Source organism: Candidatus Persebacteraceae bacterium Df01 (assembly GCA_030386295.1).
GTDB classification, from domain to species: Bacteria; Pseudomonadota; Gammaproteobacteria; order Tethybacterales; family Persebacteraceae; genus Doriopsillibacter; species Doriopsillibacter californiensis.
The window spans coordinates 18,429-44,413 of record JANQAO010000004.1; the positions used below are offsets into that span (position 1 = coordinate 18,429).

Annotated in this window: 24 protein-coding genes and 4 tRNA genes; 14 read left to right on the top strand and 14 right to left on the bottom strand. The window is 47.6% G+C overall.

Annotated features, from left to right (window positions below):
* The first annotated feature begins 146 nt into the window (after positions 1-146).
* Together acnA and NQX30_07100 are read left to right on the top strand one after the other, a co-directional pair.
* Complete coding sequence (gene acnA, locus NQX30_07095) at positions 147-2,828, top strand: aconitate hydratase AcnA (GenBank protein MDM5148127.1); 2,682 nt, start codon at positions 147-149, stop codon at positions 2,826-2,828.
* Positions 2,829-3,203: 375 nt separating this feature from the next.
* Positions 3,204-3,395 (top strand): hypothetical protein, encoded by a 192-nt coding sequence (locus NQX30_07100; GenBank protein ID MDM5148128.1) that lies wholly within the window; start codon positions 3,204-3,206, stop codon positions 3,393-3,395.
* A gap of 776 nt (positions 3,396-4,171) precedes the next feature.
* Here the strand turns inward: NQX30_07100 and NQX30_07105 are convergent.
* The 8 genes from NQX30_07105 to NQX30_07140 form a co-directional block, all read right to left on the bottom strand.
* Positions 4,172-5,320, bottom strand: a complete 1,149-nt coding sequence (locus NQX30_07105; protein MDM5148129.1) for an FAD-dependent oxidoreductase — start codon at positions 5,318-5,320, stop codon at positions 4,172-4,174.
* Positions 5,305-6,630, bottom strand: a complete 1,326-nt coding sequence (locus tag NQX30_07110; protein MDM5148130.1) for an aminopeptidase P family protein — start codon at positions 6,628-6,630, stop codon at positions 5,305-5,307. Before NQX30_07110 ends, NQX30_07105 begins: the two co-directional genes overlap by 16 nt.
* Positions 6,600-7,052: a rhodanese-like domain-containing protein gene (locus NQX30_07115; protein MDM5148131.1), complete on the bottom strand. Its 453-nt coding sequence runs from the start codon at positions 7,050-7,052 to the stop codon at positions 6,600-6,602. The genes NQX30_07110 and NQX30_07115 overlap by 31 nt, the downstream gene beginning before the upstream one ends.
* A 29-nt stretch (positions 7,053-7,081) precedes the next feature.
* A tRNA-Lys gene (locus NQX30_07120) sits at positions 7,082-7,157 on the bottom strand.
* A 105-nt stretch (positions 7,158-7,262) separates the two neighbouring features.
* Positions 7,263-8,438 (bottom strand): hypothetical protein, encoded by a 1,176-nt coding sequence (locus NQX30_07125; GenBank protein MDM5148132.1) that lies wholly within the window; start codon positions 8,436-8,438, stop codon positions 7,263-7,265.
* Complete coding sequence (gene rsmA / locus NQX30_07130) at positions 8,431-9,198, bottom strand: 16S rRNA (adenine(1518)-N(6)/adenine(1519)-N(6))-dimethyltransferase RsmA (protein MDM5148133.1); 768 nt, start codon at positions 9,196-9,198, stop codon at positions 8,431-8,433. The genes NQX30_07125 and rsmA overlap by 8 nt, the downstream gene beginning before the upstream one ends.
* Positions 9,195-10,157, bottom strand: coding sequence for a 4-hydroxythreonine-4-phosphate dehydrogenase PdxA (gene pdxA / locus NQX30_07135; GenBank protein MDM5148134.1), 963 nt, complete (start codon positions 10,155-10,157; stop codon positions 9,195-9,197). The genes rsmA and pdxA overlap by 4 nt, the downstream gene beginning before the upstream one ends.
* The gene (locus NQX30_07140; protein ID MDM5148135.1) at positions 10,126-11,409 is read right to left on the bottom strand and encodes a peptidylprolyl isomerase; all 1,284 of its coding nucleotides are present in this window, start codon (positions 11,407-11,409) and stop codon (positions 10,126-10,128) included. The genes pdxA and NQX30_07140 overlap by 32 nt, the downstream gene beginning before the upstream one ends.
* Before the next feature lie 45 nt (positions 11,410-11,454).
* On the opposite strand from NQX30_07140, the gene grxD reads away from it, so the two are divergent.
* On the top strand, positions 11,455-11,793 hold the full coding sequence (gene grxD, locus NQX30_07145; protein ID MDM5148136.1) for a Grx4 family monothiol glutaredoxin: 339 nt from the start codon (positions 11,455-11,457) through the stop codon (positions 11,791-11,793).
* 25 nt (positions 11,794-11,818) lie between these two features.
* Here grxD and argH read toward each other — a convergent pair whose 3' ends face one another.
* From argH to purM, 5 genes are all read right to left on the bottom strand, one after another.
* A complete protein-coding gene (gene argH / locus NQX30_07150; GenBank protein ID MDM5148137.1) occupies positions 11,819-13,219 on the bottom strand; it encodes an argininosuccinate lyase in 1,401 nt (466 codons plus the stop codon).
* Positions 13,220-13,241: 22 nt separating this feature from the next.
* Positions 13,242-14,657 (bottom strand): D-alanyl-D-alanine carboxypeptidase/D-alanyl-D-alanine-endopeptidase, encoded by a 1,416-nt coding sequence (gene dacB / locus NQX30_07155; GenBank protein MDM5148138.1) that lies wholly within the window; start codon positions 14,655-14,657, stop codon positions 13,242-13,244.
* Positions 14,658-14,831: 174 nt separating this feature from the next.
* Entirely contained in the window at positions 14,832-15,536 is a 705-nt protein-coding gene (locus NQX30_07160) for a DUF3108 domain-containing protein (GenBank protein ID MDM5148139.1), read from the bottom strand.
* Positions 15,533-16,090, bottom strand: a complete 558-nt coding sequence (gene purN / locus NQX30_07165) for a phosphoribosylglycinamide formyltransferase (GenBank protein MDM5148140.1) — start codon at positions 16,088-16,090, stop codon at positions 15,533-15,535. The genes NQX30_07160 and purN overlap by 4 nt, the downstream gene beginning before the upstream one ends.
* A gap of 5 nt (positions 16,091-16,095) precedes the next feature.
* The gene (gene purM / locus NQX30_07170) at positions 16,096-17,136 is read right to left on the bottom strand and encodes a phosphoribosylformylglycinamidine cyclo-ligase (GenBank protein MDM5148141.1); all 1,041 of its coding nucleotides are present in this window, start codon (positions 17,134-17,136) and stop codon (positions 16,096-16,098) included.
* Positions 17,137-17,186: 50 nt separating this feature from the next.
* On the opposite strand from purM, the gene NQX30_07175 reads away from it, so the two are divergent.
* Both NQX30_07175 and NQX30_07180 read left to right on the top strand, forming a co-directional pair.
* Complete coding sequence (locus NQX30_07175; protein MDM5148142.1) at positions 17,187-18,248, top strand: AI-2E family transporter; 1,062 nt, start codon at positions 17,187-17,189, stop codon at positions 18,246-18,248.
* Complete coding sequence (locus NQX30_07180; protein MDM5148143.1) at positions 18,232-18,930, top strand: DnaA/Hda family protein; 699 nt, start codon at positions 18,232-18,234, stop codon at positions 18,928-18,930. Before NQX30_07175 ends, NQX30_07180 begins: the two co-directional genes overlap by 17 nt.
* Positions 18,931-19,042: 112 nt before the next feature.
* Here NQX30_07180 and selD read toward each other — a convergent pair whose 3' ends face one another.
* Entirely contained in the window at positions 19,043-20,092 is a 1,050-nt protein-coding gene (gene selD / locus NQX30_07185) for a selenide, water dikinase SelD (GenBank protein ID MDM5148144.1), read from the bottom strand.
* Here selD and mnmH point away from each other — a divergent pair.
* From mnmH to NQX30_07230, 9 genes are all read left to right on the top strand, one after another.
* The gene (mnmH, locus tag NQX30_07190; GenBank protein MDM5148145.1) at positions 20,091-21,140 is read left to right on the top strand and encodes a tRNA 2-selenouridine(34) synthase MnmH; all 1,050 of its coding nucleotides are present in this window, start codon (positions 20,091-20,093) and stop codon (positions 21,138-21,140) included. The two genes, selD and mnmH, sit on opposite strands and share 2 nt — an antisense overlap.
* On the top strand, positions 21,134-21,622 hold the full coding sequence (locus NQX30_07195; protein MDM5148146.1) for a hypothetical protein: 489 nt from the start codon (positions 21,134-21,136) through the stop codon (positions 21,620-21,622). The genes mnmH and NQX30_07195 overlap by 7 nt, the downstream gene beginning before the upstream one ends.
* Positions 21,615-22,151 (top strand): polyhydroxyalkanoate synthesis repressor PhaR, encoded by a 537-nt coding sequence (locus NQX30_07200; protein ID MDM5148147.1) that lies wholly within the window; start codon positions 21,615-21,617, stop codon positions 22,149-22,151. Before NQX30_07195 ends, NQX30_07200 begins: the two co-directional genes overlap by 8 nt.
* 177 nt (positions 22,152-22,328) lie before the next feature.
* The gene (locus NQX30_07205; GenBank protein ID MDM5148148.1) at positions 22,329-23,069 is read left to right on the top strand and encodes a class I SAM-dependent methyltransferase; all 741 of its coding nucleotides are present in this window, start codon (positions 22,329-22,331) and stop codon (positions 23,067-23,069) included.
* An 18-nt stretch (positions 23,070-23,087) separates the two neighbouring features.
* Positions 23,088-24,332: a glutamate--cysteine ligase gene (gene gshA / locus NQX30_07210; GenBank protein MDM5148149.1), complete on the top strand. Its 1,245-nt coding sequence runs from the start codon at positions 23,088-23,090 to the stop codon at positions 24,330-24,332.
* Positions 24,329-25,210 carry a hypothetical protein gene (locus NQX30_07215; protein MDM5148150.1) on the top strand — a complete coding sequence of 294 codons (882 nt, stop codon included), beginning with the start codon at positions 24,329-24,331 and terminating at the stop codon, positions 25,208-25,210. Before gshA ends, NQX30_07215 begins: the two co-directional genes overlap by 4 nt.
* 340 nt (positions 25,211-25,550) lie before the next feature.
* Positions 25,551-25,632, top strand: a tRNA-Tyr gene (locus NQX30_07220).
* Between the two features lie 99 nt (positions 25,633-25,731).
* Positions 25,732-25,805 (top strand) — tRNA-Gly (locus NQX30_07225).
* 22 nt (positions 25,806-25,827) lie between these two features.
* Positions 25,828-25,902: transfer RNA gene (locus NQX30_07230), tRNA-Thr, on the top strand.
* Positions 25,903-25,985: the final 83 nt, after the last annotated feature.

The window sequence follows — 25,985 nt, forward strand, 5'->3', positions numbered from 1 at the left end:
TATTTTTTGTGCGATATTATTTAGTGCAGTAAATTTTATCATGTAGCAAAAAAGTATGACGTTATAAAGATATCAGCCATGAGGCAAATTGGGCGAGTGGTAAAATTTGATTTGTTTTTGTTCATATAAATAAGCGAGAAACCACTATGCCTAATCCTTTTGCTTCATGCAAAAAAACAATTGCGCTCTCCGGCGGTAAAGAAAAAATGTATTATTCCTTGCCGGCACTGCAACAATCCCTTGACGTTAATATTCAACGGTTACCTGTTTGTTTGCGGGTGTTGTTGGAGTCAATACTGCGTAATTGTGATGGGCGGCGTATTACCGAGGCGCATGTGCGGGCACTGGCTGGCTGGCAAGCGACGGGCGAGCGTGATAACGAGGTACCTTTTGTCGTTAGCCGTGTGGTGTTGCAAGATTTTACGGGGGTTCCGTTGTTGGCAGACTTAGCCGCCATGCGTGAAGCGGCAGCACAGCAAGACAAGCCCGCTAGTAATATTGAACCATTGGTGCCAGTGGAATTGGTGGTAGATCATTCCATTCAGGTTGACCACTACGGCTCATCGGAAGCTATGCGCCTCAACATGGAAATTGAATTTGAGCGTAACCGGGAGCGTTATGAGTTTCTTAAATGGGGGATGGGTGCCTTTGATACCTTTAAAGTGGTGCCGCCAGGTGTCGGCATCGTGCATCAGGTCAATTTGGAGCACCTGGCGCGTGGCGTGATGGAAAAAGATGGTTTGTGTTATCCAGACACAGTCGTTGGCACTGACTCTCATACTACGATGATTAACGGCATTGGTGTTGTTGGCTGGGGAGTGGGCGGCATTGAGGCAGAAGCTGCCATGCTCGGACAGCCGGTGTACATGCTGGAGCCGGATGTAGTGGGAGTGCATTTGCAAAATAACCTGCCACTAGGAGTGACGGCTACTGATATGGTGTTGACGGTGACGGAAATGTTGCGCCACGCCAATGTGGTGGGTAAGTTTGTGGAGTTTTTTGGCGATGGTGCGCGCTCTTTGTCGGTGCCTGACCGTGCCACAATTGGCAATATGGCTCCCGAATATGGAGCTACCATGGGATTTTTTGCTACCGATGACAAAACTGTGGAATATTTACGCGCCACTGGTCGCGACGAAGAGCAATTACAAACGGTTGCCACTTATTATCAAGCGCAAGGCATGTATGGTATTCCTGCTGACGGGGAATGCGATTATTCGCAAGTACTCACTTTAGATTTATCTACAGTAGAGCCTTGCGTTGCCGGCCCCAAGCGTCCGCAAGATCGTATTTTGTTGCGCGATCTTAAAAAACGATTCGTCAATATGTTTGTTGCGCCGACGGCAGATGGTGGGTACGGCAAGCAAGAAGCGGATTTGACAGCGCGTTATGACACCGGTAAAGACGGCGTAGATATTGGTGATGGCGATGTGCTGATTGCGGCGATTACTTCCTGTACCAATACGTCCAATCCTAGCGTGTTGTTGGCTGCTGGGCTACTCGCTAAAAAAGCCGCTCAACGAGGACTCAAGCCCTCTGCGCTCGTTAAAACGTCATTGGCTCCGGGCTCTAGAGTTGTCACCGATTATCTAGAAAAATCTGGATTGTTGCCATGGCTAGAAAAAATCGGTTTTCATCAAGTTGGCTACGGTTGTACGACCTGTATAGGCAATTCCGGTCCGCTGGATACGGCTTATGAAAAAACTATAGTTGAGCACAATCTTGTCGGTGCCGCTGTGCTATCCGGTAATCGTAATTTTGAAGCACGTGTACACCAAAACATTCGCGCTAATTTTCTTATGAGCCCGCCTCTGGTAGTAGCGTTTGCTTTGGCCGGGCGCATTGATATTGACTTGCAAAACGAACCTATCGGCACCGGCAATGACGACAAACTTGTGTATTTGCGTGATATTTGGCCATCAGGCGAAGAAATTGCCAATGTCATGAGCTATGCTGTGGATCCGGAAAACTTCAAAAGGCGCTACGGTGCAGACTTTTCACAAGATGTTGAATTGTGGCAACAAATTCCAAGTCACGATGGTGTCCGTTATATGTGGCAGTATAACTCTACCTATATTCAAATGCCGCCGTTTCTGGCGCAAAGAGGCGTTGTCGGTGGCGTAATTAACGGTGCCCGTTCCCTTGCTATGCTGGGTGATTCGGTCACTACTGATCATATTAGCCCAGCCGGTGCCATTAAGCCATCATCGCCGGCTGGTGTGTATTTGCGTGAAAACGGTGTTAAGGTAGCTGACTATAATTCTTATGGCTCGCGTCGTGGCAATCACGAAGTGATGATGCGCGGAACTTTTGCTAATGTGCGCATCCGTAACCTGATGGCTCCAGGCACCGAAGGCGGTGTCACTCTACACCAACCCAGCGGTGAGCAATTATCTATTTATGATGCGGCGATGCGCTATCAGAAAACGCAAACGCCACTGCTTATTTTTGCTGGCAAGGAGTACGGTACCGGTTCTTCACGTGATTGGGCGGCAAAGGGTACGCGCCTTTTGGGAGTTCGGGCGGTTATTGCGCGCAGCTACGAGCGTATTCACCGTAACAACTTAGTGGGTATGGGGGTGCTGCCGTGCCAATTTATCGGTGATGATTCTATTCAATCTTTGGGGTTGTGTGGCGATGAGACGTTTGATTTGGTAGGCGTGAGCGGCGACATTAAACCACGCCAAAAAGCTCAGCTAGTGGTTCATCGCGCTAACGGCAAAATAGATACGGTTGAACTGTTAGTGCGCGTAGATACGCCGACAGAATGCGATTATTATGCCAAAGACGGAATTTTGCCATATGTGATGGAGCAACTAATTGCTTGAAGCGGCTTGCCTTAATATTTTTATAGGAAATGTTTGAATAGTGGGAAGAGATATTCAGAAAAATAAAGCTCGCAATATTGTTTTGCATTATGCTTTGGCATTGGTGGTAATTTTTTTGATGGTTTTATATTTGACTTGGTGATTGACGTTTTACAGGAGGGTGGATTTGGCACACCGCATTTTTTTATTGAAATACTTGCCTTTGCTGCTGCTTCGTGGGTAATAGTTGTTGGATTATTTGATTAAAGGGTTTCGTTTTTCTGAAATTGCACAGGCGCGTCGCCTGGTCATGTAGGATTTGGCCAGCCTCATAACCTTGTTTGTTGTAATGTCCAGTGATGCAATTGCCTAAAAAAATATTGGTTACTCTCCATCTTGTGGTTAGCGCTTAGCGTTAACCCAAAACTTGAAGCTAGCGCTCAAGAAACCGATGGCGACCATATCGCCTTTTGGCGGAATGACCTAGACGGTAAGATAAAAGCTGATGCGTATAGAGGAGAAATTACTGACAGAGATATTGCCGTTGTTATTTTGTGGGGAGCTACGCGCTCAATATCTGCTTTATGATGAGGTAGGAGTATCTTGATGAGGATAGTTTACGTGTGGATATTGCCGCCCGCCTCGAAATAACCCCCGACCAAGCGCATCTGCCGCATTTTTGGCGGAGGGAAAAGTGCCCAACCGATTAATTTATTCTAAAATGCAATAGACACATCTAATTTCTACTGTTGCAAATATCCGTCCAACTCCGCTTTTGTGGGGATGTTTTTTTAATCGCCTCTCCCCATTGGGGAGAAGGTTAGGATGAGGGGGCAAAGCAAGGTGCGGTTTTAAACCGCCCAAAAATTACCGCAAGAAAAAAAGCAAAAAAGGCAAGACAATAAGTGCATGAACTTATTAGAGTTGCCTATTGAGAATATCCAACCGCAAGGCGTTAGAGATCCATTAACAATAGAGCGCGTGCAGCGACATAAGATTTGAACGAATCTTCAGCAATGCCGCCCCATACAAACGCCAAATAGCAAAGCCGCCATGACGAGCATAGTGCCAGTTTTAATGGGTTGAAATGTGGTGTTCATTATAAATTCCTTTCAATTGTTAAATAAAAACAAATAAAATTTAGGCGGGTTGTCGATTTTAGACAACCGATTGTTGTTATAACTTTGCGTTTTTATGGTGACTATCGTATGAGAATGCCTTGTATTATCAAGATGGGCTTTGATTCTTGGGGCTTTTATACGACCAAAAATAAAAATGGGACAAAGAAATAATAAGGTGTGAAAAGTATTTACAGCCTTTCATGGCATTTTATATCGGCTTAGTTCGTCGCTTGCCGTTGTGTTTTAGACGGTGGTTATATTTTTTTGCCCAGATAAAAAGCGGGTGATTTGATGGCGCCAAGGTAGTGATGCTGCCGATAATGTACTCGCTATTAATCCTCCCGCCACGCGAAAAGGAAAAAACCGCGCGTGTCCGCCCATTGCTAATACACTTGTTGCAGCGAGTGTTGCCACATGCGCTACAGAACGGCGCCGCACATAGTTGAGTAGGGCGTCTTCTACACTGCTTTTGCTATTTTTGGCAAGCAATGATGACAAACAATCAGCATCGGCAATACCGATATTTAATCCTTGCGCGCCTGCTGGATGCAACATGCTGGCGCCCCCTCCTAAGCAGGCTATGCGCGCCGCTGCTAAAGGACGCACGTGCCGCGCCTGTGGTGCATAAACAAAACGTTTCGACGGTGAGTGTAGGCGAAAACGCCCGCCAAATTCGTCATTAATGATTTGCATAAACGCGTTATCATTCAGAACTGTCAGCTGTCCCGCCGCCGCTTCCGAGGCACAAATAATTACTCCCACTGGTTTATTCGCATCGGCGCGCGGCACTAGAGCTACGATGCCGTTTTTGCCAAAATTTTCAAAAGCGCAATGTGGCGGCCAGTTGTCTGTCTTAGCAGTCAGTGCAATTACCGCTTGCTGATAATCAAAAACGCGACTCTGAAATGGTGTAGGTAATCCCGGCCACGCACAAGCAATTACAACCGCTTGTGCTTTTACACTTTTTTCGCCCTCCGGTGTTTCATAATCTACTCGGACGGCATCGTTTTCCGGAGTTAGTTTTTTAACATTTGCTGACAAGCATAACGAATTGTCTAAAGAAGTCGTCAATGTCTGCAGCACCGTGTGATGGGAAGCGCCGTACCCCAAAGGCACGTTGCCGTCGCCAATGGTTGCACTGCCCGGAGCGTTACCGAAAGACACGAATATTTGTCGCAAAGCGGCATTTTTTTCTGGCCACGCGCCTACTTCGGCAAGCACAGCCGCCGATGAGGCATTAAACATTACTGATTTGCCGTCTTCCGTCCCGTTTTTTGAAGCCCTTTCTAAAACCAATACTTCTGCACCGTGCCGTTGTCTCAAAAGGGCAGCGCATGTGAGACCAGCAATGCCGCCGCCAATGATGCAGATATTTGTCAACCGTGTATCCATGCTTCAATATCGGTGCGTGTTTTGGGTGCCCCTGATAGTACTTCCTTTCCGTTATCGGTAACTAGCACGTCATCTTCTATGCGTACGCCAATACCGCGTAATGGTGCCGGAATATCAGGTTCATCGGGGATGTACAATCCCGGTTCCACTGTTACCACCATGCCGGCGCGCAACGGTTCTTGTTTCCCAGCTATATTTTTATGGCGCCCAACATCGTGCACGTCCAGCCCAAGAAAATGGCCAATGCGATGCATATAAAAACGTTGGTAATTGCTTTTTTTTAACACCGTTTTGATGGTGCCTTTACACAACCCCAAATCAATTAACCCTTGCGCCAGAGTGCGTGTTGCCGTGTTTTCTATGGCGCTCCAGGTGTTGCCGGGTTTGATAGCCGTCAGCGCTTTTTTTTGTGCGGCCAGCACAATATCGTACACATCGGCTTGCGCCTCTGTAAATTTTCCACTTGCGGGAAAGGTACGCGTAACATCACCAGCATAACCGCAATATTCAGCTCCGGCGTCAACCAATACCAAATGGCGTTGGCGCACTGGTGCGTTATTAGCGCAATAATGCAAGGTACAGGCGTTTTTACCGCTCGCCACGATGGGTTCAAAAGCATAATGTGCTCCAGCAGAACGAAATGCTGCTACTAGTGCAGCCTCTACTTGCATTTCGTTTTTAGAGTACCTGACAGCACGCATCGCCGCTCGATGACCGTCACTGCTAATTTGTGCTGCCTTCCGCAAGAGCTCAATTTCTTCGGTATCTTTGATTAGACGCATGGCGTCTAAGTGTAAGGATACATCACATAATGCTTGAATGGGAGTGGTGCTGTCGCGATTGTGTGCTCGTCGATTACTGATAATGGTGATCAATTTGGCGTCTAAGGCGGCATCGGTTCCCGGTAAACAGTAAAGATGGTCGTGTTCGGAAACCACATCACTCAGTAGCGAGTCAAAATACATGATGTCGGCGGTTTCTTCTATTTGTAGTTGCCGTCGAGCTCGTAAAGGACCTAGCCGTTCGCCATTCCATTGTTCGGTCCGTCGGTCACGTCCGCGACACAGCAAAATTTCGCGGGCAATACGACCTGCTTTTACACTGAGTAACAGTGCGGACTGAGGTTCAACGAAGCCGGTAAGATAATAAAAATAACTATCCGGGCGATAAGGATAATTGGTGTCGCGGCTGCGGCAGGCGGCCGCAGCCGCCGTCAAAATAACAAATCCGTCACCTATCCGCTTAGCTAGTTGTGTGCGGCGGCGACGGGTAGCAGACACTATGATTGCACCCAAGGCAGCCGACGGCATCGCCAGCCATTAATTTTGCCGCGGTGGCCGTTTGTATCTAATTCGCCTTCAAATCCTTCCAAAATATTAAATGCGGCACAATAGCCAGCTTCTGTCGCCACTGTTGCCGCGTAGTGTGAGCGTACTCCGCTGCGACACAAAAACATTACCGGTTGATTGACGTCAGCAATTTTCTTAAGTTCATCCAAAAACGCCTCGTTAACTGTCATGTCGGGAAAAAATTGCCACTGGATAGCTACCGCATTTGGTACTCGTCCGACATAAGTCATTTCTGGTATGGTGCGAACATCCACCAGCATTGCCTGAGGTTCTTCTTGCCACAGTGTATGTGCTTCATCCGGTGTTAGTGCGCCAGCATAAGGTAGGTCAAGTTGTTGTTTACGCTGAACGGCGGCTGCAAGGGCTTGTTTGGCGGTTGTCATTTTTTCGGGAGGGATAAAACAGGAATATATGGTAGGCCGTCAGGGGTTCGAACCCTGGACAAACGGATTAAAAGTCCGCTGCTCTACCGACTGAGCTAACGACCCAAGAGACGAATTTTATCGCAACTTTAGCATTGCGTATATGCCTGTTTGGTAATGTGCGGTTGTGTCATCCAAATTGAAAAAAAAGCAGTGTGAATTAATTGTTGTTTAACGGTTGGTTTTTTGTTGTAAATTAGCTACATTGCTTGCCTTGCTATCATGAATGAAGCGGTATCTATCCGTTGATTTCTGCAATTCCCGCCAACGCTTGGCAAAGCGTTTTTTTAATTGTCTGAGCCCTGTTTTAGAAAGATTCTCTTTTTTTAGTAATTGAGCATAATCAGTGTCTCCCTCTTGCCAATAAAAAGCATATAGTGCTACTTCTAGTGGGAACAATTTAGGTAATGTGCGATACATTGCCCCTGGCGGCCCATCTCTACCGGGCAGGCGGCGGTGTTCGCCAAGTCGCCCCTTAAACACATAAAAGGCGTCATTGGGTGGAAGAAACTGTAATTCATAATTCACTTGCCTGTCACCACTTGTAATATCAGGTGCTGTAAAAAATCCGGCACGTGTTTCGGAGCCGATAAGATAATCTACATTGCCAGCATGGATAGATCCTACTGCCCGCCTTTTTGTTTTTTCCTTTCGGTGTGGATATAACTCATTGGAAGATATTGCTGCGTTTACTTGTGGGGCATTGCCGGCGGGAAAGGCTGCGTCCTCGCCGATAAAATAGGTGCGCATATAATTGTGCTGTTGCAATATGATGGCAAAAGGGGTGTTTTCACAAAGTGCTATAAATACCGCTGTGTAATGGTCCAATTGATGCCAGTCGCGCGCATTAGCGAAGATATTTGCTAATACTCGACCAAAATTCGTCAATCCAGCCGGCAGGCCAGAATGGCGAAACGCAAAATGATAGCTCAAAAACGTTAGTTCCCGCACGTCTTTTTCATCTAGTTGCAAGGTGGCGTGATAGACACCACCGTAAGCCACCGGCATTGCTGTTTTTACGGTTGGTTGGTGTGTGAATACTGCTTGCGGATTATGACGGACGGCATTAAGAGCAGTGGTATCTGGATTACGTATCAGTAATGTATTACCGCTAAATAATTCACCGTTACTAATATAGTCGGCATAAAAATCAATCGGTCCTTCTTCGCCATTTGCTACATATAAAATAGGACGATAGCGCGCCAATAGTGCCTGTTCCGCCACTGTCGGTGGCATATCACTTAGCGTGTTGTGAATGTTTTCAAAACCAGCATGCTGAGAGAATGTGCCGTCAGCGCATGCGGTTAACAACAACACTGTCAACACCAATCCACTACGCTTAAACATTAACTTCCTCGTGCGGGACTAGCATATGTGTCGCCAGTCTTGAAAATTCTTCTGGTGAAAGCGTTTGCGGGCGGCGAGTAGGTTCAATATTCGCGGTCTGCCAATTAATAGTAAATTTCTTTAGCGCATTGCCAAGCATTTTGCGGCGTGATTGGAATGCCGCTTTTAGTAATATTTGTAATGTGGGCGTCAGCGTTAGTGGTAGTGTTCGCGGTAACAGGCGTACTACGGTGGAGTGTACTTTGGGTGCTGGCCAAAACGCTTCCGGTGGCGCTTGTAGCACTTCTTCTACATCGTACGATAATCGCACCGACACAGTTAAACGCCCATAATCGCTGCCGCCGGGTTGCGCTAGCAGACGCATTGCTACCTCGCGTTGCAGCATTAAGTGCATATCGCGGGAACGGCAATCAGCTAACCGCAAAAGCAACGGCGTGGAAATATTGTACGGTAGGTTACCTGCCACCCGGACATTACCGCCGGCCAATAATCCGGCCAAGTCTGTACATAGTACGTCGTCTACAAGCAGGTGTAATTTTTTACCAAAACGAGTCCGAAGTCCGTCAGCTAGCTCGCGGTCAATTTCTATAGCTGTGAGATTAATCGGCGCTTGCAGCAAAGCTTCGGTAAGTGCACCGTTGCCTGGACCAATTTCAAGAAATTCCTCACCTTCCTGAGGCGCAATGTGTTTTAGCAAAGCGTTGATCAAATTTTTGTCGCGCAAGAAATGTTGACCAAAACGCTTACGCGGTACATTCATAGGGCCGCTAGCGCAACGGCAACACGCATGCTATCGGGACGTGCCTTGTTGCTGCCGGCTAATTCCGCCGCCGTGCCGTGGTCGGGTGAAACGCGCAAAAAAGGTAACCCCAAGGTTACATTAACGGTGTTGTCAAAATGAGCATACTTGATAACTGGTAACCCTTGGTCGTGATACATCGCCAGCACGCAGTCGCAATCATCACGAAAGAAAACAGTGTCGGCAGAAAAAGGGCCCTTCGCATTCACGCCCGCTTGTACCGCTCGCTCAATTGCCGGAATAATAATTCGCGTTTCTTCATCGCCCAGATAGCCACCTTCGCCGGCGTGTGGGTTGAGCCCAGTAACGGCAATGCACGGTGCGCGGTTTATGAAATGGCGCTGCATGCCGTCGTTTAATACTCTCAATGTGTTAACTAATGTCTCTTCATTAATCGCAGCAGCAACTTGTGATAGTGGTAGATGTCGTGTTGCTAGTGCTACTCGCATGGAACTACTGGCGAGCAACATTACTGGATGTGGTGCGCCGGATAGCTCGGCAATATATTCCGTTTGCCCGCAAAAATTGTAACCGGCGGTGCAGATGGTTTCCTTGCTCACCGGACCTGTAACAACGGCGTCAAAGTGCCCTTGCTGACAACCGTCAACTGCAATGTGCAGTTGCGACAATACATGAGCCGCATTCGCTGATGACAATTGTCCGGGTATGACGTCTGTTGCTGGACTGTGTAAAACCATGCGCTGTGCTGTTGAATCTGCTGCATAGTCGCTAACATCAAAAGGCACTTGCAATAATTTTGCCCGTGCCGCCAAGACATTGCTGTCACCAATGATGGTTAGTGTCGCAGGGCAATTCCCATTTAGGATGTCCAAACATAAATCCGGACCGACGCCAGCTGGGTCGCCGGTGGTAACGACGATGTGGCGGTCACTCGTTTTCTTGGTTGATAATGCCTGCATATTCCGGATCTAGCACGATAATGTGAGCGCTACCGCGCAGCTGCTCTAGCCATTCCAAACGGTTTTCAAGTGCTTTGCGTTCGTGTACGATGCCGCGCGCCCATTCTTGTGTTTTTTCGGCATTTAATTCTTGTTTGTTAATCTCGACCACTCGTACCAAATGCAAGCCAAAAGGCGACTCAATTACTGGACTAATTCCGCCTTCTTTTACAGTGGGAACGGTTGTAGCAAAATAATCTGGCAAATCGTGCACATTAAACCAGCCTAAATCGCCATTTTTTTCTACGCTTATGGAGTCAATGGAATGCTTTTGAACCAGGGCATTGAAATCACCACCCACTTCAATTTCTTTTCGCAGTTGTTCGGCAAAATCTTTTTTTTCTAAGGGCAAAAATAAATGACTGAGTTTGATGCGATCAACGCCTTCTCGCAAACTACTACGTTTAGCATCAATTAATTGGAGCAAATGAAAACCGCGAGCGGTTTCTACGATGCGACTTAATTCTCCTATCCGGAGATTTTTGGCCTCCGTTAAAAAAGGTGTCGGAATATTGTCGGATTCTCGTGCGCCTAAATCACCGCCGTTCGCCGCGTTGCCTCCATCGGAATGCGTTTTGGCAAGAGAGGCAAAATCTTCCCCCGCTATAACGCGGGCCCGTAGTGCCTCAATTTCAGTGCGTTTTTGCACTTTGTTACTTTCATCGGCGGCAATGAGAATGTGACGCAAATGATATTGACGTTTTTGTGTGGCGTCTGTCTCGGTTTGTAAAAAGTGGGTAACTTCCTCATCGCTAACTGGGGTTTGTATAAATATTTCATTGTAGTAAACCGCCTGTATTGTTATTTCATCGCGTACCGCTTCGCGGAATTTTTTCATGGTTATACCAAAACGTTCTTTTACTTTTTGTGCCAGCGCTGCACCGTCCGCAATTTCCCATTCTGCGCGTAATTCGGCCAGTCGTCGTTCCACAGCATGGTCGGGAATGGCAATGCCCAGCAGGCGTGCACGTTGCAGTTGCAGACGTTTTGCGATTAATGATTCAAGAGCGTTGCGGGATGCCTCTTCAAAGCTGAGTGTGTTGCCATTTTGCCGCGCTATTTTGAGAATATTAGCGGCTTCGCGCTCGGCTTGCAGGCGACTGATGCTGTCGTTGTTAACCACCGCTATAATAGAGTTGATTTTTTTATCAGCTATTGCCATTGGTGCCGATATGACTGCCGACACAATCCACACTAAAACTAGATTTTTCATTTTTTAATTATAATCTCCGTTTGTATTACAAACACAATTATCGCCATGAACATTCAAGACAAAATTTTTGAGCAAATTAGTAACAGCCCTGTAGTGTTGTACATGAAAGGGTCACCCAATTTTCCACAGTGCGGGTTTTCATCGGTTGCCGTAGAAATACTAAAACGATGTGGCGTTACCAATATGATAACTGTTGACGTGCTGGCAGATCCTGATATTCGCCAAGGCATCAAAGAATATTCCAACTGGCCTACGGTTCCGCAACTTTACATCAATGGCGAATTCGTCGGTGGTGCCGACATTGTGCGCGAAATGTATGCTTCCGGAGAATTGGCTAAGATGCTGTCGTCGGAAGTAACAGACGACACGCCAACAAGCGAATAAAGTTAATTTAATGTAGTGTGCTGGATTAATTGCTGGTACTTTCAACTGTTAATATTTCACGACGACGCTTAATTTGCCGTTCAATTTCTTCCGGTGCAGTGCCGCCAACATGATTTCTTGCCTGCACTGCGTATTCTGCACTTAGCACCTCCAGTGCACCCGCGTCGGCTTGCGGTACGTGCTGTTGCAACTCTTTTAGTGTCATTTCTTCCAGCCGCGTTCCTGTAGTGGACAGTGTTTTTATAATGGTGGCGACAACATCGTGTGCTTGGCGAAACGGTAAGCCTTGCTTTACTAAGTAGTCAGCCAGTTCTGTTGCCGTCGGATAACCCGCTTCCAGTAGTGTGCGCATGCGTGCTACCTTGACATTAATCGCGCTGACCATTGCGGCAAAAATATCTGTGCATTCTTGCACCGTGTCAGCACAATCAAAAACCGGTTCCTTGTCTTCCTGATTATCTTTGTTGTAGGCTAACGGTTGGGATTTCATTAGCATCAACAATGCGGTAAGACTGCCGGTAACTCGCCCGCACTTGCCGCGAATGAGTTCTGGCACGTCAGGGTTTTTCTTTTGCGGCATGATGGATGAGCCGGTGCAAAAAGCGTCCGCCAGCGTAATACAGCCAAACGCTGGTGATGACCACAAAATCACTTCTTCGCAAAAACGTGATAAGTGCATCATCAAAATAGCAGCAGCGGAAGTGAATTCAATAGCAAAATCACGATCGGAAACGGCGTCCATAGAATTTTCACATAACCCATCAAACGCGAGTGCCGTAGCAACTTGTTGTCGGTCAATTGGATGCCCTGTGCCGGCTAGTGCACCCGCGCCTAGCGGTAGGATATTCACGCGTCGACGACAGTCAGCAAAGCGTGCGCTGTCACGGTTTAGCATGTCTTCATAAGCCAGCATATGATGGGCAAAAGATATTGGTTGCGCCACTTGCAAGTGCGTCATTCCTGGCATAAGCGTATTCACATGTTGTTCCGCCTGCGTTAACAGGGCGCATCGTGCGTCGGAAAGGCTTTTTTGCAGCATATCAATACGCGCCCGCACAAACAGCCGCAAGTCAGTTGCCACTTGGTCATTGCGAGAACGTGCTGTGTGTAACCGTTTACCTGCATCACCGGATAATTCAACAAGGCGCCGCTCAATATTAAAGTGGACATCTTCGTCTTCTTCCCGCCAATCAAAGCGGTTGTCTTTGATTTCTTCTAAAATAGTATTGAGCCCCGTTTTGATGGCATCGCCGTCGCTGTCACTGATGATTCCCTGATTTTGCAGCATAGTGGCGTGTGCCAGTGAACTGACAATGTCATGTTCAGCTAGACGATAATCAAAGCGTACTGACGCATTAAATTTAGCCACACGGGCGTCCAGCGGTGCGCTAAACAGTGCTGACCATTTCTTTTTTTTATTTGTCATAGTGAAATTATACGTCTCTGACTCAAGGCTGACGGCGTGCCCATTTCATCAGGCTGTCTTGAAATTGTTTAGCCTGGTTGTTATTTTGCTCTTCTGTTAGGCAAATAAAAAGTATATCTTGCCCAGCTTCATCGCGCAAAAAACCAGCAATAGATTTTACAGCCGCCAATGAGCCGGTTTTGAGATGGCCTTGCATAGGTAATTTTTTTAGACGTTTTCGTAATGTGCCATCTATTCCTAAAACGGGCAGGGAGGCAATCATTTCTGCGCGTAGTGGATGTGCCCACAAGTATTGCAGTAGTATTGCTATTTGCGCTGGCTGCACTCGCGTTTGTCGTGATAAGCCGCTGCCGTTGTCAACAAAAAAGCCACCACCACTTATACCTCGTTCCGCCGCCCATTGATGAAAAGCCTCACGTGCTGTTGCTAAAGTGCGTGAGGTATTACTGTCGGCTAGCGATAAAAATAAATTTCGGGCAATAACATTGTTGCTGAATTTGTTCATGCTGGTGATAGCTTGTGACAGCGGCGGGGACTCAAAAACTGTCAGCGTAACAGCCGTTGGCGGAACTTTTTCAATTCGCCACTGTCCGTTCCATTTTCCGCCCAACTGCTTCCACAGTGCACCAAAAACACCAGCGGCATTTGCTTCGTGGCTGAGTGCACTTATGTAAAAAGATTGTTGTCCACAACGCGGAGGAAAAATGCCTTTGAGTGATACGGTAATGCGAGTTTCGTTTCCTAGGTATCGCTCGCGAATTTTGTTGCGCCATGAAGAACATCTTCCCTTACCAGGGCGCAATTGATTATCAATGACAATATTGTCGTTAGGCGGATCAACATAAACGTGGATTTTTTTTTCTTGTGGTTGTAATACTATCTGTTGGGCATTGAAATTGACCGCCAGTGCACCGGCGCCAGCATTGTAAGACTTGAGCGGTGCACCGTCAAACGCTGAGGCGATGTGCGGTGGCAGATTAAAAAATGTGTTGTCAATTACCAATTGTCCATTAATCGTATGCAGCCCACGGTTACGTAAGTCGTGCAACAAAAGAAAAAAGTTTTCCAGTGTGATTTGTGGGTCGCCGCTACCAATGAGATACAAATCTCCTTGTAATATGCCGTCTTTAATTGCGCCGGTATGTGCAAATGTGGTTTCCCATCGGTGTGCGTGTCCGAGTAAATCAATGGCCGCCACTGTGGTGAAAATCTTGACTGCTGACGCAGGATTAAATGCTTTTTCCGCCTGATACGACAATAACGGTTTGTCGTCTCCCACCCGTTGAATAACAATGCCAATTTTGTCGGTGCGGATGCGGTGTTTTTTTGCGAGTTGTTGAATGTCACGCGGCAACGGCGCGGCATTAACAGAAAAAACTGTTAGTGCTAGCAATCCTAGCAATAACCGGCAATAAAACAAACGAGAAAAAATAATCATGCGGAAGCTAGCGCTCAAGAGAATAAAAATGATGTGGAATAACATGATTTTTTCAGAAATGATAATTTTTTGAAGGGGGAATAAACTCTGCGTTTTATATTTTTTATCATACTATTTCGGTGACTCAATGTAGGTAGTTTTATGGGAGGCTATTATTTGGTTGTGTATGGACAGTTAGCCGTCTATGTTTATGCCAGAATAGCCCACCAAAACTAATTTAAATACGTGCCCTTTGTCATCTATGTGTAGACGTACCGGCAGGAAATTTAGTGCTGGTGCTAACCAAAGTATACGCTCGCCGCGCTCACTGTGGCGGCGTAATGGCACCGCTTGCATCGTTCCCGCGCCGGTTTGCACGTCTTCTGCTGTTCCCGCTGTGTAGTTGTATGTTTTAAGCCGCCAGCCGTTGGTAGTTGGCGTTTTTCCGTCCACGACTCGCCCTAGTACGTAGGAACGATACAGTGCGGTTAGATAATCAAACAGTGGTGCTTCCGTCTGCTCTTCGCGATTGTCATCACCGCGTTGGAGCAATAATGTGTCGGTGACTTCGTTAAACACTGCTGATTGCGGTTTTTTCTTTCCGCGGGTTTCGCTATAGCGATGCATTTGCAGTCCGTGAATTTCATCTAATCTCCCTTGGCTTTCACGATTAACATCGCCGTGTAAAAGTTTGGCTAGACCGACGGAGGCAGCATGGCTGCGTAGCGTATAGGTGCCATCTGCTGCGGGCATAAAAGTGTCGGTTGTGTTGGCAATTTTGATATCGTTATAAAAAAAATCAAAGCGTAACGTAACCGCCGTCGGAGTTTGAGCTGTGGCAATTGCTGATAACACACAAGTTATTGTCGTCATTGCAGCTAACCACAGATGTCGCATCATGTCGCCAACAAATCGGCTAATACTGCTGGATATAGCCGGTGTTCTTCCGCTAGCACTCGCGCTGCTAGCGTGTCGGCGGTATCGTCAACTCGCACCGGCACTTTTTTCTGGGCGATAATGCCGCCGGCGTCTATTTCTTCTATAACCCAATGTACGGTGCAGCCGTGTTCTTTCTCTCCCGCCGCCAAGGCGCGTTCATGCGTGCGTAACCCGGGGAAATTTGGCAGTAATGACGGATGAATATTAACTATGCGCCCGGCAAAAGATTGCACTATGGTTGGAGTGAGTATGCACATAAAGCCGGCTAAGGCGATTATTTTTGGCGCAATGGCTTGCAATAATTCCACCAATTTTTCTTCAAATTCAGCAACGACGGAAAAATCTGCTGCCGCCACTACGTAGGTGTCTATACCGGCTTTTTGTGCAATATCTAAGCCGCTGGCGTTGGGGTCGTCACTGATGACGGAGATGACTTGCGCACCAACAGGCGATTTCAAAATGGCTTGTAAATTGCTTCCACGCCCGGAAATTAGTACAACCAAGCCTTCACCCATAGAACTCACGATTCAAAGAGCACGTGTGGTTTGCCACTGTTGGCAACAACTGTGCCCAGCCGCCATGCCGTTTCACCGTTTTCTTGCAAGCAGGAGAGGGCAAGCGACGATTTTTTTTCGGCAACCACAGCGACCATGCCAATGCCGCAGTTAAAGACCCGCCACATTTCATCTTCACTAATTTCTCCAGCCGTTTTTAGCCAGTTAAATAATCTCGAACGTGGGTGAGCGGCAGTATTAACTTGTGCCGCAGTATCTTGTGGCAGTGTCCGTGGGAGATTTTCCACCAAGCCACCGCCGGTAATGTGTGCTAATCCGTGTAGCTGACAAACTGCCGACAGCGCGCCGATACTTTGACAATATATACGCGTAGGGTACAGTAATTCTTCATGCAACCATTTTTGCTCAGATTCTATTGGTGGTGTTTGTTTGAGAATATGGCGGATGAGTGAATAACCATTGCTGTGGGCGCCGGAAGATGCTATGGCAATAAGTGCATCGCCAACTTGTACCGCTTGTGGGCGAATAATCGCTGATTCGTCAACCATGCCCACTGCAAAACCAGCAACGTCAAATTTGTCTGTGTCATAAACGCCGGGCATTTCGGCAGTTTCGCCACCAACTAGTGCGCAGTTGGCTTGCCGACAACCTTCGGCCACGCCTGTTACCACGCGGGCTGCTGCCGTCGGTGATAATTTTCCACAGGCGTAATAATCTAAAAAAAAGAGCGGCTGTGCGCCGCCGCACAAGAGGTCGTTTACACACATTGCCACCACGTCAATACCTGCTGTCTCCAGCCGGTCGTGCTGGGTAAGCAATTCTACTTTGGTGCCCACTCCGTCGGTGGATGCCATCAGCACTGGATTTTTGATGTTTGCTGGTGGTCGCAAAGCGGCAGCAAAACCGCCCAACCCAGACAGTAGCGCGGCACCTTTGGTTGCTAGTGTCTGTTCTCCCGCCGCAATATGCGGCCGCAAGCGCGACACTAATTCGTTGCCAGCGTCAATATCCACTCCGGCAGTGCGGTATTTATTTGTTTCGTTCATCGTTTCTGCGGTATTATTATAGATTTTAACCCACGCACGCTTGTCTGACGATGAATACTTTCCGATTATTTGTTTTTACTGCCGTTGGTGGCATGTTATTATGGCTATTGAGTGCTGCCGGCTCAGTGTTAGCACCATTCTTACTGGGAGCGGTTATCGCCTACATTTTGTCGCCGTTGGCAAATAAAATGGAGGCTAAAAATATTAAGCCCGCATTGTCGGCGGCGTTGCTGGTTTTACTGGTTTTTGTTTTTCTTTTGGCGTTGCCGTTGGCATTAATTCCGGTAATTATTTCGCAATTGGCAGGCATTATCGCCTTGTTACCCGAATTGGTAGAGCGTGCTGGTGGTTGGTTGGGCGATGCACAGCCGTATGTGGTGGAACAGTTGCAGGTGTTGGATTTGACTGATGTTGCCCGTCAAGCTGCAGGTACCATAGAAGCCAAAGATGCCGCTGGCGTGGCAAGTGCTATTGCCAACTTTTTTGGAAAAGGACTGGCGGCAGTGGTGGGCTTTTTTTCGCTGTTACTTATTACACCACTCACGGCTTTTTATTTTTTGTGCGACCGAAAAATTATTGCCGGCGAACTTACCGATTCGTTGCCACCGCGATGGCGCGATAAAACCTTGCTTGTTTTGCAGGATTTAGACAATGTGTTGGGCGAATTTTTGCACGGTCAACTGCTGGTAATGTTGGTGATGGGCAGTGTCTATAGTTTGGTTCTAAGCATTGCCGGGCTGGATTTTGCTATAACAATTGGTCTTGTAAGCGGTATGTTGGTGTTTTTGCCCTACGTGGGTTTTATTATCGGGCTGGTGCTAGCAACCGTGGCGGCCATCGGGCAATTTGAATCTTGGGCTAATTTAGTGTTGTTGTGGTTGTTGATGGGAGCTAGCACAGCATTAGAAAGTTTTTTTATTACGCCATGGCTAGTAGGTGAACGTATCGGGCTACATCCGGTTTTTGTACTGTTGGCGGTGCTGGTGATGGGTAGTTTGCTTGGATTTGTCGGTGTGTTGGTGGCATTGCCGCTAGCAGCGGTTTTGCTGGTACTTTCTCGTCATCTGCGGCGGTATTATATTGAGAGCGATTTTTATGGGCGGAATTCATAGCAAGCTGCTGCCATTTGCGCCGCCGCCGCCTGAATTTGATGATTTTGTGGAAGGGGAAAACCGTCAGGCGCTGCGAGCGGTGCGGGCGCTGATTAATAACCAATCTTCAACACAGTCAGTGTATTTATGGGGTGGCGGTGGCTGTGGAAAAACATATTTATTGCGGGTGGCTGTAACCGCAGCGCGGCGCAACGGAGGGCGCGCTTTCTTTTGTGCGGGTGACGTTGATATACCGCCACCGATGCCGGGGTTTTTGGCGACAGATGATATTCACTTGCTCAATGCTACCTCTGCACTGAGCTTGTTTGATTGGTTTAATGTACTGCGGCAAGATAGTGGCTACTATATTTTGGCTTCCGGTGACGCGCCAGTAAATCAAATAACGTCCATTGGTAGCGAGTTGGCAGCACGGCTGGCTGCTGGCTTGGTATTTCATTTGCGTGAGCTGTCCGACGATGAAAAAGGTAGAGCGCTGGCGCGTTATGCTGAACGCCGCGGCTTTGTTTTACCTCAAGGAGTGTCAGCGCTTTTTCTTACTCGTCTGCCGAGAGATATGACAAGTTTAATTACGGCACTGGTTGATTTGGATCATTTTTTGTTGAATAAACAAAAGCCACTTACATTGTCGCTGGCGCATCAATGGTTGAAACACTGGCATAGCGATGGTGCTCTATCTGATTAACCGCAAACGATAGTTGCACATTATTTATTTTTTGCGCAGAAGTAAGAGATACACGACTTTCATTTTTCTAAAATTAGGGTTGCAAAATGAGAGGTAATAAAAAACAATTTAGCTAGGAAATAAAAATGCCATTACCTTCTTCCATATGAGCGACGACACATGCGACAGTGCTGCCATTTTTGCGTAGCGAGGCGATTACTTTTTTTGTGGCGGTAGGAGCGCAGGCAATAAGCAATCCGCCGGCAGTTTGTGGATCGGTGAGCAAAGTGCGTTGCCATTGCTCAAAATTACCATGGATGTCATTGCCGTAACTTTGCCAATTACGTGTTGACGCTCCGGTTGCTGCACCATCTTGTGCTAGTTGGCGCGCACGTTCAAAACATGGTACCGCTGCTGAATTTAAATGCGCTTGACAGTTTGAAGCTTTGCACATTTCTAACATGTGTCCCAGCAAGCCAAAACCGGTTACGTCGGTCATGGCGTGAACACCGTCAATGGTTGCTAATTCTGTACCGGCACTGTTGAGTTGAGTCATACTTTCCACCATTTGCGCATAATCACTTTCGGTCAATTCGCTCTTTTTGTGCGCGGCACTCATCAACCCGACGCCCAAAGATTTTCCCAGTATTACGGTATCGCCGACTTTTGCGCCGCCATTAGTGAGAATGTGATTTGGGTGTGCTTGCCCCAGCACTGCCAGTCCATATAGCGGTTCCGCTGTGTCAATGGAATGTCCGCCGGCAATCACTACTCCCGCTGCTCGGCAAGTTTCGCGACCGCCAGCCAATATATTTGCGATATCCTTTGAAGAAATTTTGTTGCGTGGCATGGCAGTAAGTGCTAGTGCGAGCAATGGGCGCGCTCCCATCGCATAAATGTCGGATAGTGCATTGGTGGCGGCAATACGACCAAAGTCGCGCGGGGAATCTACCATTGGAGCAAAAAAATCGGCAGTGGCGGCGATAGCGCAATCATTATTTAACTGCCACACGGCAGCATCATCGGCGCCATCCGAACCCACCAGTAGTGCCTCCGGTGTGTCCATAGGCGCTATTATGCCGGCTTGATCAAGAATGTCACGTAATTGACGTGGGGCTATTTTGCAACCGCATCCGCCAGTGGTGGCTAATGTCGTTAAGCGCGTTTTATAATCTGTGGTCATGAATTATCCTTGGCATGGATTTGACGAAATTATAGATGTTCGTTCACCAAAAGAATATACCGAAGATTGTATTCCGGGTGCGGTTAATCTTCCGGCGCTTTCTGATGCTGAGCGCGCTGCCGTTGGCACCATGCACAAAAATTCGCCATTCGCCGCTCGTCGTTATGGTGCTGGGTTGTTGGCAGCTAATTTGGCGGCATACTTGCAAACGCATATGCTGGAGCGTCCAGCAACGTGGCGGCCTTTGGTGTATTGTTGGCGCGGAGGTCAGCGCAGTGGGGCTGTAGTAGATGTGTTGCAACGCATTGGCTGGAAAGCACAGCAGTTATCGGGCGGTTATAAAGCGTACCGGCACGAAATAATCAATGGCATTGCACTGCTTGCGGCGCGTCCGTCGTGGCGAGTGCTTACCGGTAAAACCGGCGTTGGCAAAACGCGCCTATTAGCGGTGTTGCGTCAATTGGGCGCTACGGTCGTGGACTTAGAGGCACTTGCCGAGCACCGTGGTTCAGCTTTTGGTAGGTTGAGCGAGCAGCCATCTCAGCGTCAATTTGAGAGTCGGTTGTTTACAGCATTGATAAATTTGCCAACTGATGGACCAGTATTTGTAGAGGCGGAAAGCCGTAAAATCGGTTGTATTCACTTGCCGCAGCCATTGCTGATTGCCTTGCGAGCCGCTCCCACTATGCAAATTAAGGCTGAATTGATATACCGCACAACACATATTATTAATGATTATCAGGAAATGAGAGAAGATGCCGCCTTTGCCTCTGCTATGGAAGTTGTTGGCAAATATATGGAGCGACAGCGGCTCGCACAGTGGTGTAGGTGGCAGCAAGCTGGAGAGTGGGAACAACTGGTGGCTGATTTACTGGTGTCGTTTTATGATGTGGGTTACCGACAATCACTCAGTACTAATTATGCGGCCACTGGTGATTGTTACCATGTTAACCCCAATGACAATGAATCGCTGGAAGAGGTGGCGCGGGCACTTATTGCCCATAGCACTACTCAACATTTCAGCAGTGATAAGATAGAGGTATGTTAATCGCTTCTACTTTATCTGCTGTTACTAATGCTCGTCTTACGATGACACAACGGCAGCGATTGCGTCCTCATGTTGGTAGAGTGGTCGCGTTGGAAGCTGGAACTTTGCGGTTATGTTTTCGTCTGAATGCTGATGGATGTTGTCATCCTTTATCGTCGCTGGTGGAGGCAGATGTCACCATGCGTTGGCAGCCAGCAGCTGCCGGTAAGCATTTTCATGTTGCTGGCGATGCAGCACTGTTGCGGGATGTAGGTGATGTGTTGCAGGAAGCATTGCCGCAATGGAACGATTTGCCAGGTGGTGAAGATGGTGTTACAGCAAAAGGGTTGCGGCGAGCAGGTGGTGTGTTGTCACGACAATGGGCACAACTGGCACCAAATGCTGTTGCCGTTAATGACTTTAATGATCAAGTTCGACAATTTGAACGGCGTTGCCGAAAATTGACTCAAACGGTGGCTACAGTAGAATCCGCATATGACTGAGCGCGTTATTAAAAAATATTCTAATCGGCGGTTGTACGACACTTTACAAAGTCGCTATATCACCTTAAATGAACTCAAAGCAATGGTAGTAAACGGCGAAAAGTTCCGTATTTGCGAGTCTAAAACCAACGAAGATCTTACATGTGCTACGCTTTTACAGGTGTTGCTGTCCGAAGAAGGCGACAAAAAACCAGTGTTTTCAGAAAGCAGTCTGCGCAATCTGGTGGTCTTTATGAATGGCCCGATGCGAGGACCTATGTCTATTTATTTGGAGCAGTGCTTGCCAATTTTTGTGGAAGCGCAAAGCAAGCTGGAAGAAAGATTTGGTTCGTCACTGGGAGCTTCCGAAATAGAAAATATCGCCGTTTTGCAAAGCAAAATGACGCGACAGATATTGGAACAATATGTGTTTCACGGGATTGAAAATTTTCTTGGTGCGCAACAGCAAATGCAGCAGAACATGAAAGACATGATGACAGGAAATATGTTTGGAATGCCTAATTTTTTCAAGCCTCCAGATAAGGAATAGCTGCAGAATTGCGACAAATAAAGAGCAACCTACTGCTTTTGAATGTTAGCGATTCCAACAATACCGATTTGCGTCGTTCCTTCAAATGATTACCTTTATTCACCTAGCTTTATTGAGTGTAGGTAGAATGAGTGTTTGTTTCTTATAATCGTGGGGCGCAGAGCATTTTTCATACTTATGAGTGGTAACGATACAGCGGATTTTGGCTTTTCTGACGTGGCAGCGGATCGCAAAGCGGCGCTGGTGGGTAGTGTTTTTTCACAAGTTGCGCCGTACTATGATCGGATGAATGATGTTATGTCATTGGGGCTGCATCGGTTATGGAAAAATGCTGCTGTTGCAGTTGCCGCCGTTCGTCCGGGAATGAAAGTGTTGGATCTGGCTTGTGGCAGTGGTGATTTGGCGGCACGGTTGTTGCCACAAGTGGCACCGCATGGAAAAGTAACATTAGCAGATATCAACGCTAATATGTTAGCTGGAGCGCGTGCGCGGCTGCGTGGTCATTTGGATGCACGTTATACCCGCTGTAATGGCGAGTCATTGCCATTTTCCTCTTGCAGCTTTGACCGCGTACTTATTGGTTTTGGCTTGCGTAATGTTACGCAGCGCGAGACAGCGCTTGCTGAAATGTACCGCGTGTTGCGCCCTGGCGGATTGTGTCTGATTATGGAGTTCTCTCCGCCACAAGGGATATTGGCGCCGTTACAGCGTCATTATCTGACCGCTATTCTGCCGCGATTGGGAAAACGCATTGCCAACGACACCGATAGCTACCGTTATTTGGGTGAGTCTATTTTACGTTTTCCTGACCGTCACCGATTGAGCTCCATGATGGAAGTTGTCGGATTTTCGCGAGTGCAATGGCTTAATGTTGCCGCTGGGGCAGTCATGTTGCATTACGGTCGTCGGCTTTCCTAATTGAGATTGAACACAAATATGACGGCTTTGCTTTCAGCACCACTTAAAGATTTGGAGCAGCGCATAGTAGGCGCGTTTGCCGATATTGAGGCATGGTTACGTGAGGCGTTTATACAGAATCCGCCAGTGTTTTACAGTTCGGTAGACTTGCGCAACAACGGGCAAAAAATCGTGTCCGTAGATACGAACGTATTTCCTGGTGGATTTAATAATTTGCCATTGGCAAGTTATCCGTTGGCTGCGGAAGCGCTACGGCGGCAGGTGGGGCGGCTAGAGCGATGTGATTCTGTGCTATTGATTCCCGAAAATCACACTCGCAATTTGGCTTATTTGGACAATGTTGTAGTGTTGAAACACTTGTTTGAATCGGCAGGAATCAATGTGCAATTGGGGCGGCTAGATGGCGAAACGTTAACGCTTGTTTCCCAGAGTGGCGCCAGTGTATCAATGTTGCCGGTGGAAAGAGAAGGGGGGCTTTTGCGTTGCGGCAACGTCACTCCGTGCGTGGTGGTACTCAACAACGATTTGTCGGCGGGATTGCCACCGATGTTGCGCGATTTATCTGTTCCTATCATGCCGCCGCTGAAAATGGGTTGGATAACACGGCGGAAATCGGCGCATTTTCATCAATACCGCCGTGCCGCTGAAGAGCTGGCGGCGTTGCTCAATGCTGATGCTTGGTTGTTGAGCGCAGATTTTTCAGTCTGTCACAAAGTAGATTTTCAACGTCGTGAGGGAATGGAATGTCTTGCCGTGTCGGTAGAGGAAACCTTACGACAGATTAGCGAAAAATATCGTCAACACGGTGTTACGGACGAGCCTTTTGTAGTGCTCAAAGCTGATGCCGGCACGTACGGAATGGGAATTATGTCGGTGCGCCATGCGGACGAGGTATTTAATTTAAACCGCCGTCAGCGTAATAAGATGTCGGTAGGAAAAGAAGGCGCGGTTGTCCGTGATGTACTTATTCAAGAAGGCGTCAATACGTTGGATGATGTGGGCAGTGCGCCTGCTGAGCCAGTAGTCTATATGGTAGGTGATAGCGTGGTGGGCGGATTTTATCGTGCTAACAAAACGCGTGGGCGGGATGAAAATCTCAATAGTCGCGGCATGTCTTTTTCGCCGTTACCATTTCAAGCAACTTGTGCGCCGTCTACCTCTACTGCCGATGATGCTGGCAAGCGCTTGTATGTGTACGGCGTTATTGCCCGCTTAGCCGGTTTGGCTGCGGCACGCGAGTTGGAGGCAGCGAATTTAACATGAGCATTACCAAACATCGGCCAATGGCCGTTGTGGATATGGGGTCTAATGCGGCACGGCTTCTAGTCGGAGAATTAAATGAGAAGCAAAACATAATTCAGCACTCATTTATACGGGTGCCTATTGCGCTTGGGCGGTATAGTTATGGCAAGGACGGGAATGTTCCAGAAGCCGCGCAGGCGGTAATGATTGACACTTTAAATGGTTTACGATTGCTTGCCCGCTCAATGAAGGCGTCACATTGTCGTGTTGTTGCTACTGCCGCTGTGCGCGATTGCGAAAACCGCCAGGCATTACAATCGGTGGCTTTTAAGCAAACCGGCTTGCGCATTGAGGTATTGAACGGGGCAGAGGAGGCTGCTATTGTTGGTGCTTTTGTCTCACGGAAGTTCTCGCGTGCCAGTACCGTGCTTAACGTGGATGCTGGTGGTGGCAGCACGGACTGTTCCATTATTGTTGACGGAAAAATTATCGTCGCCGCTTCTTTTGACGTAGGTACTGCTCGTCCGAGGTGTGGGACGGTGGTGGAAAAAAAACGGCTTGCTGTCTGGTTGCGCCGGCACACGGCAGAACGGAAGTTAACCGCCGTCGCCAGCGGGGGAGGAGCGCGTTCTTTGGTAGATATTTGCGGTAGCATTACTGATGATAAGCTAGCCTACTTTATTATGGCAGCTCAAAAAATGACACCTTCCAAACGTGCTACCACTTTTAATTTAACATTGGATAAGGCACACAAAATCGTGTCAGCGGCACGTATCTGTCAACACGTTTTACAAGCTGTCGGCGTAATGGAATTGAAAACGATTCAAGGTGGTTTGGGAGAAGCGGTGCTGACGGAGATGCTGTTGACATCAGGTAAGTGTGGAGCGTTGTTAACGTAAAACTTAACATAAAATCATCCATGACAGGATGAAGAAAATGGGAGATAGAAATTTTATACAGCCGTAAAAAGCATTGATTTAGTGTAATTTGTAGGTTTTTTGGGTAACTAATCAAACATATCCGTAGATTTTGCCGAAAAAATGTGCTGTTTGGATAGTTAACCTTAACCTCGGCGGAGTGCCTCTAACGGCAGTATCGTTATTGAGTAATCAAAACATAAGAGTGAAAAGGTATTAAAAATAATAAGGATACGAACTTGATGATAATAGCTATTACAAAGTTGTAGGCAGAATTATATTTTTATAGGGAAGGAGTTTTTGTTATATAATAAGAAGCTTGGGAGGGGTTCCCGAGCGGTCAAAGGGACCAGACTGTAAATCTGGCGGCTCAGCCTTCGCAGGTTCGAATCCTGCCCCCTCCACCGCAAGGAACTTCCTTTTGAAAGAAAATTTATTGTGAATCAAATTATAGATGAAACAGCAAGTTATCAAGGATGTGTTGGCGCAACGGTCGTTTGTTGGCGGGTGTAGCTCAATGGTAGAGCGTAAGCCTTCCAAGCTTGATGTGAGGGTTCGATTCCCTTCACCCGCTCCAGATAGTGGCGCTCGCCATGTCGGCCCATGTAGCTCAGTGGTAGAGCGTTCCCTTGGTAAGGGAGAGGTCGCCAGTTCAATCCTGGCTATGGGCACCATGTGGAAGTTGATGAGGCTGAGGCTTGAGAAGTTGATGAAATCAGCCGCTGTTAAAATGTTATTGACGGGTCGGATACACCGA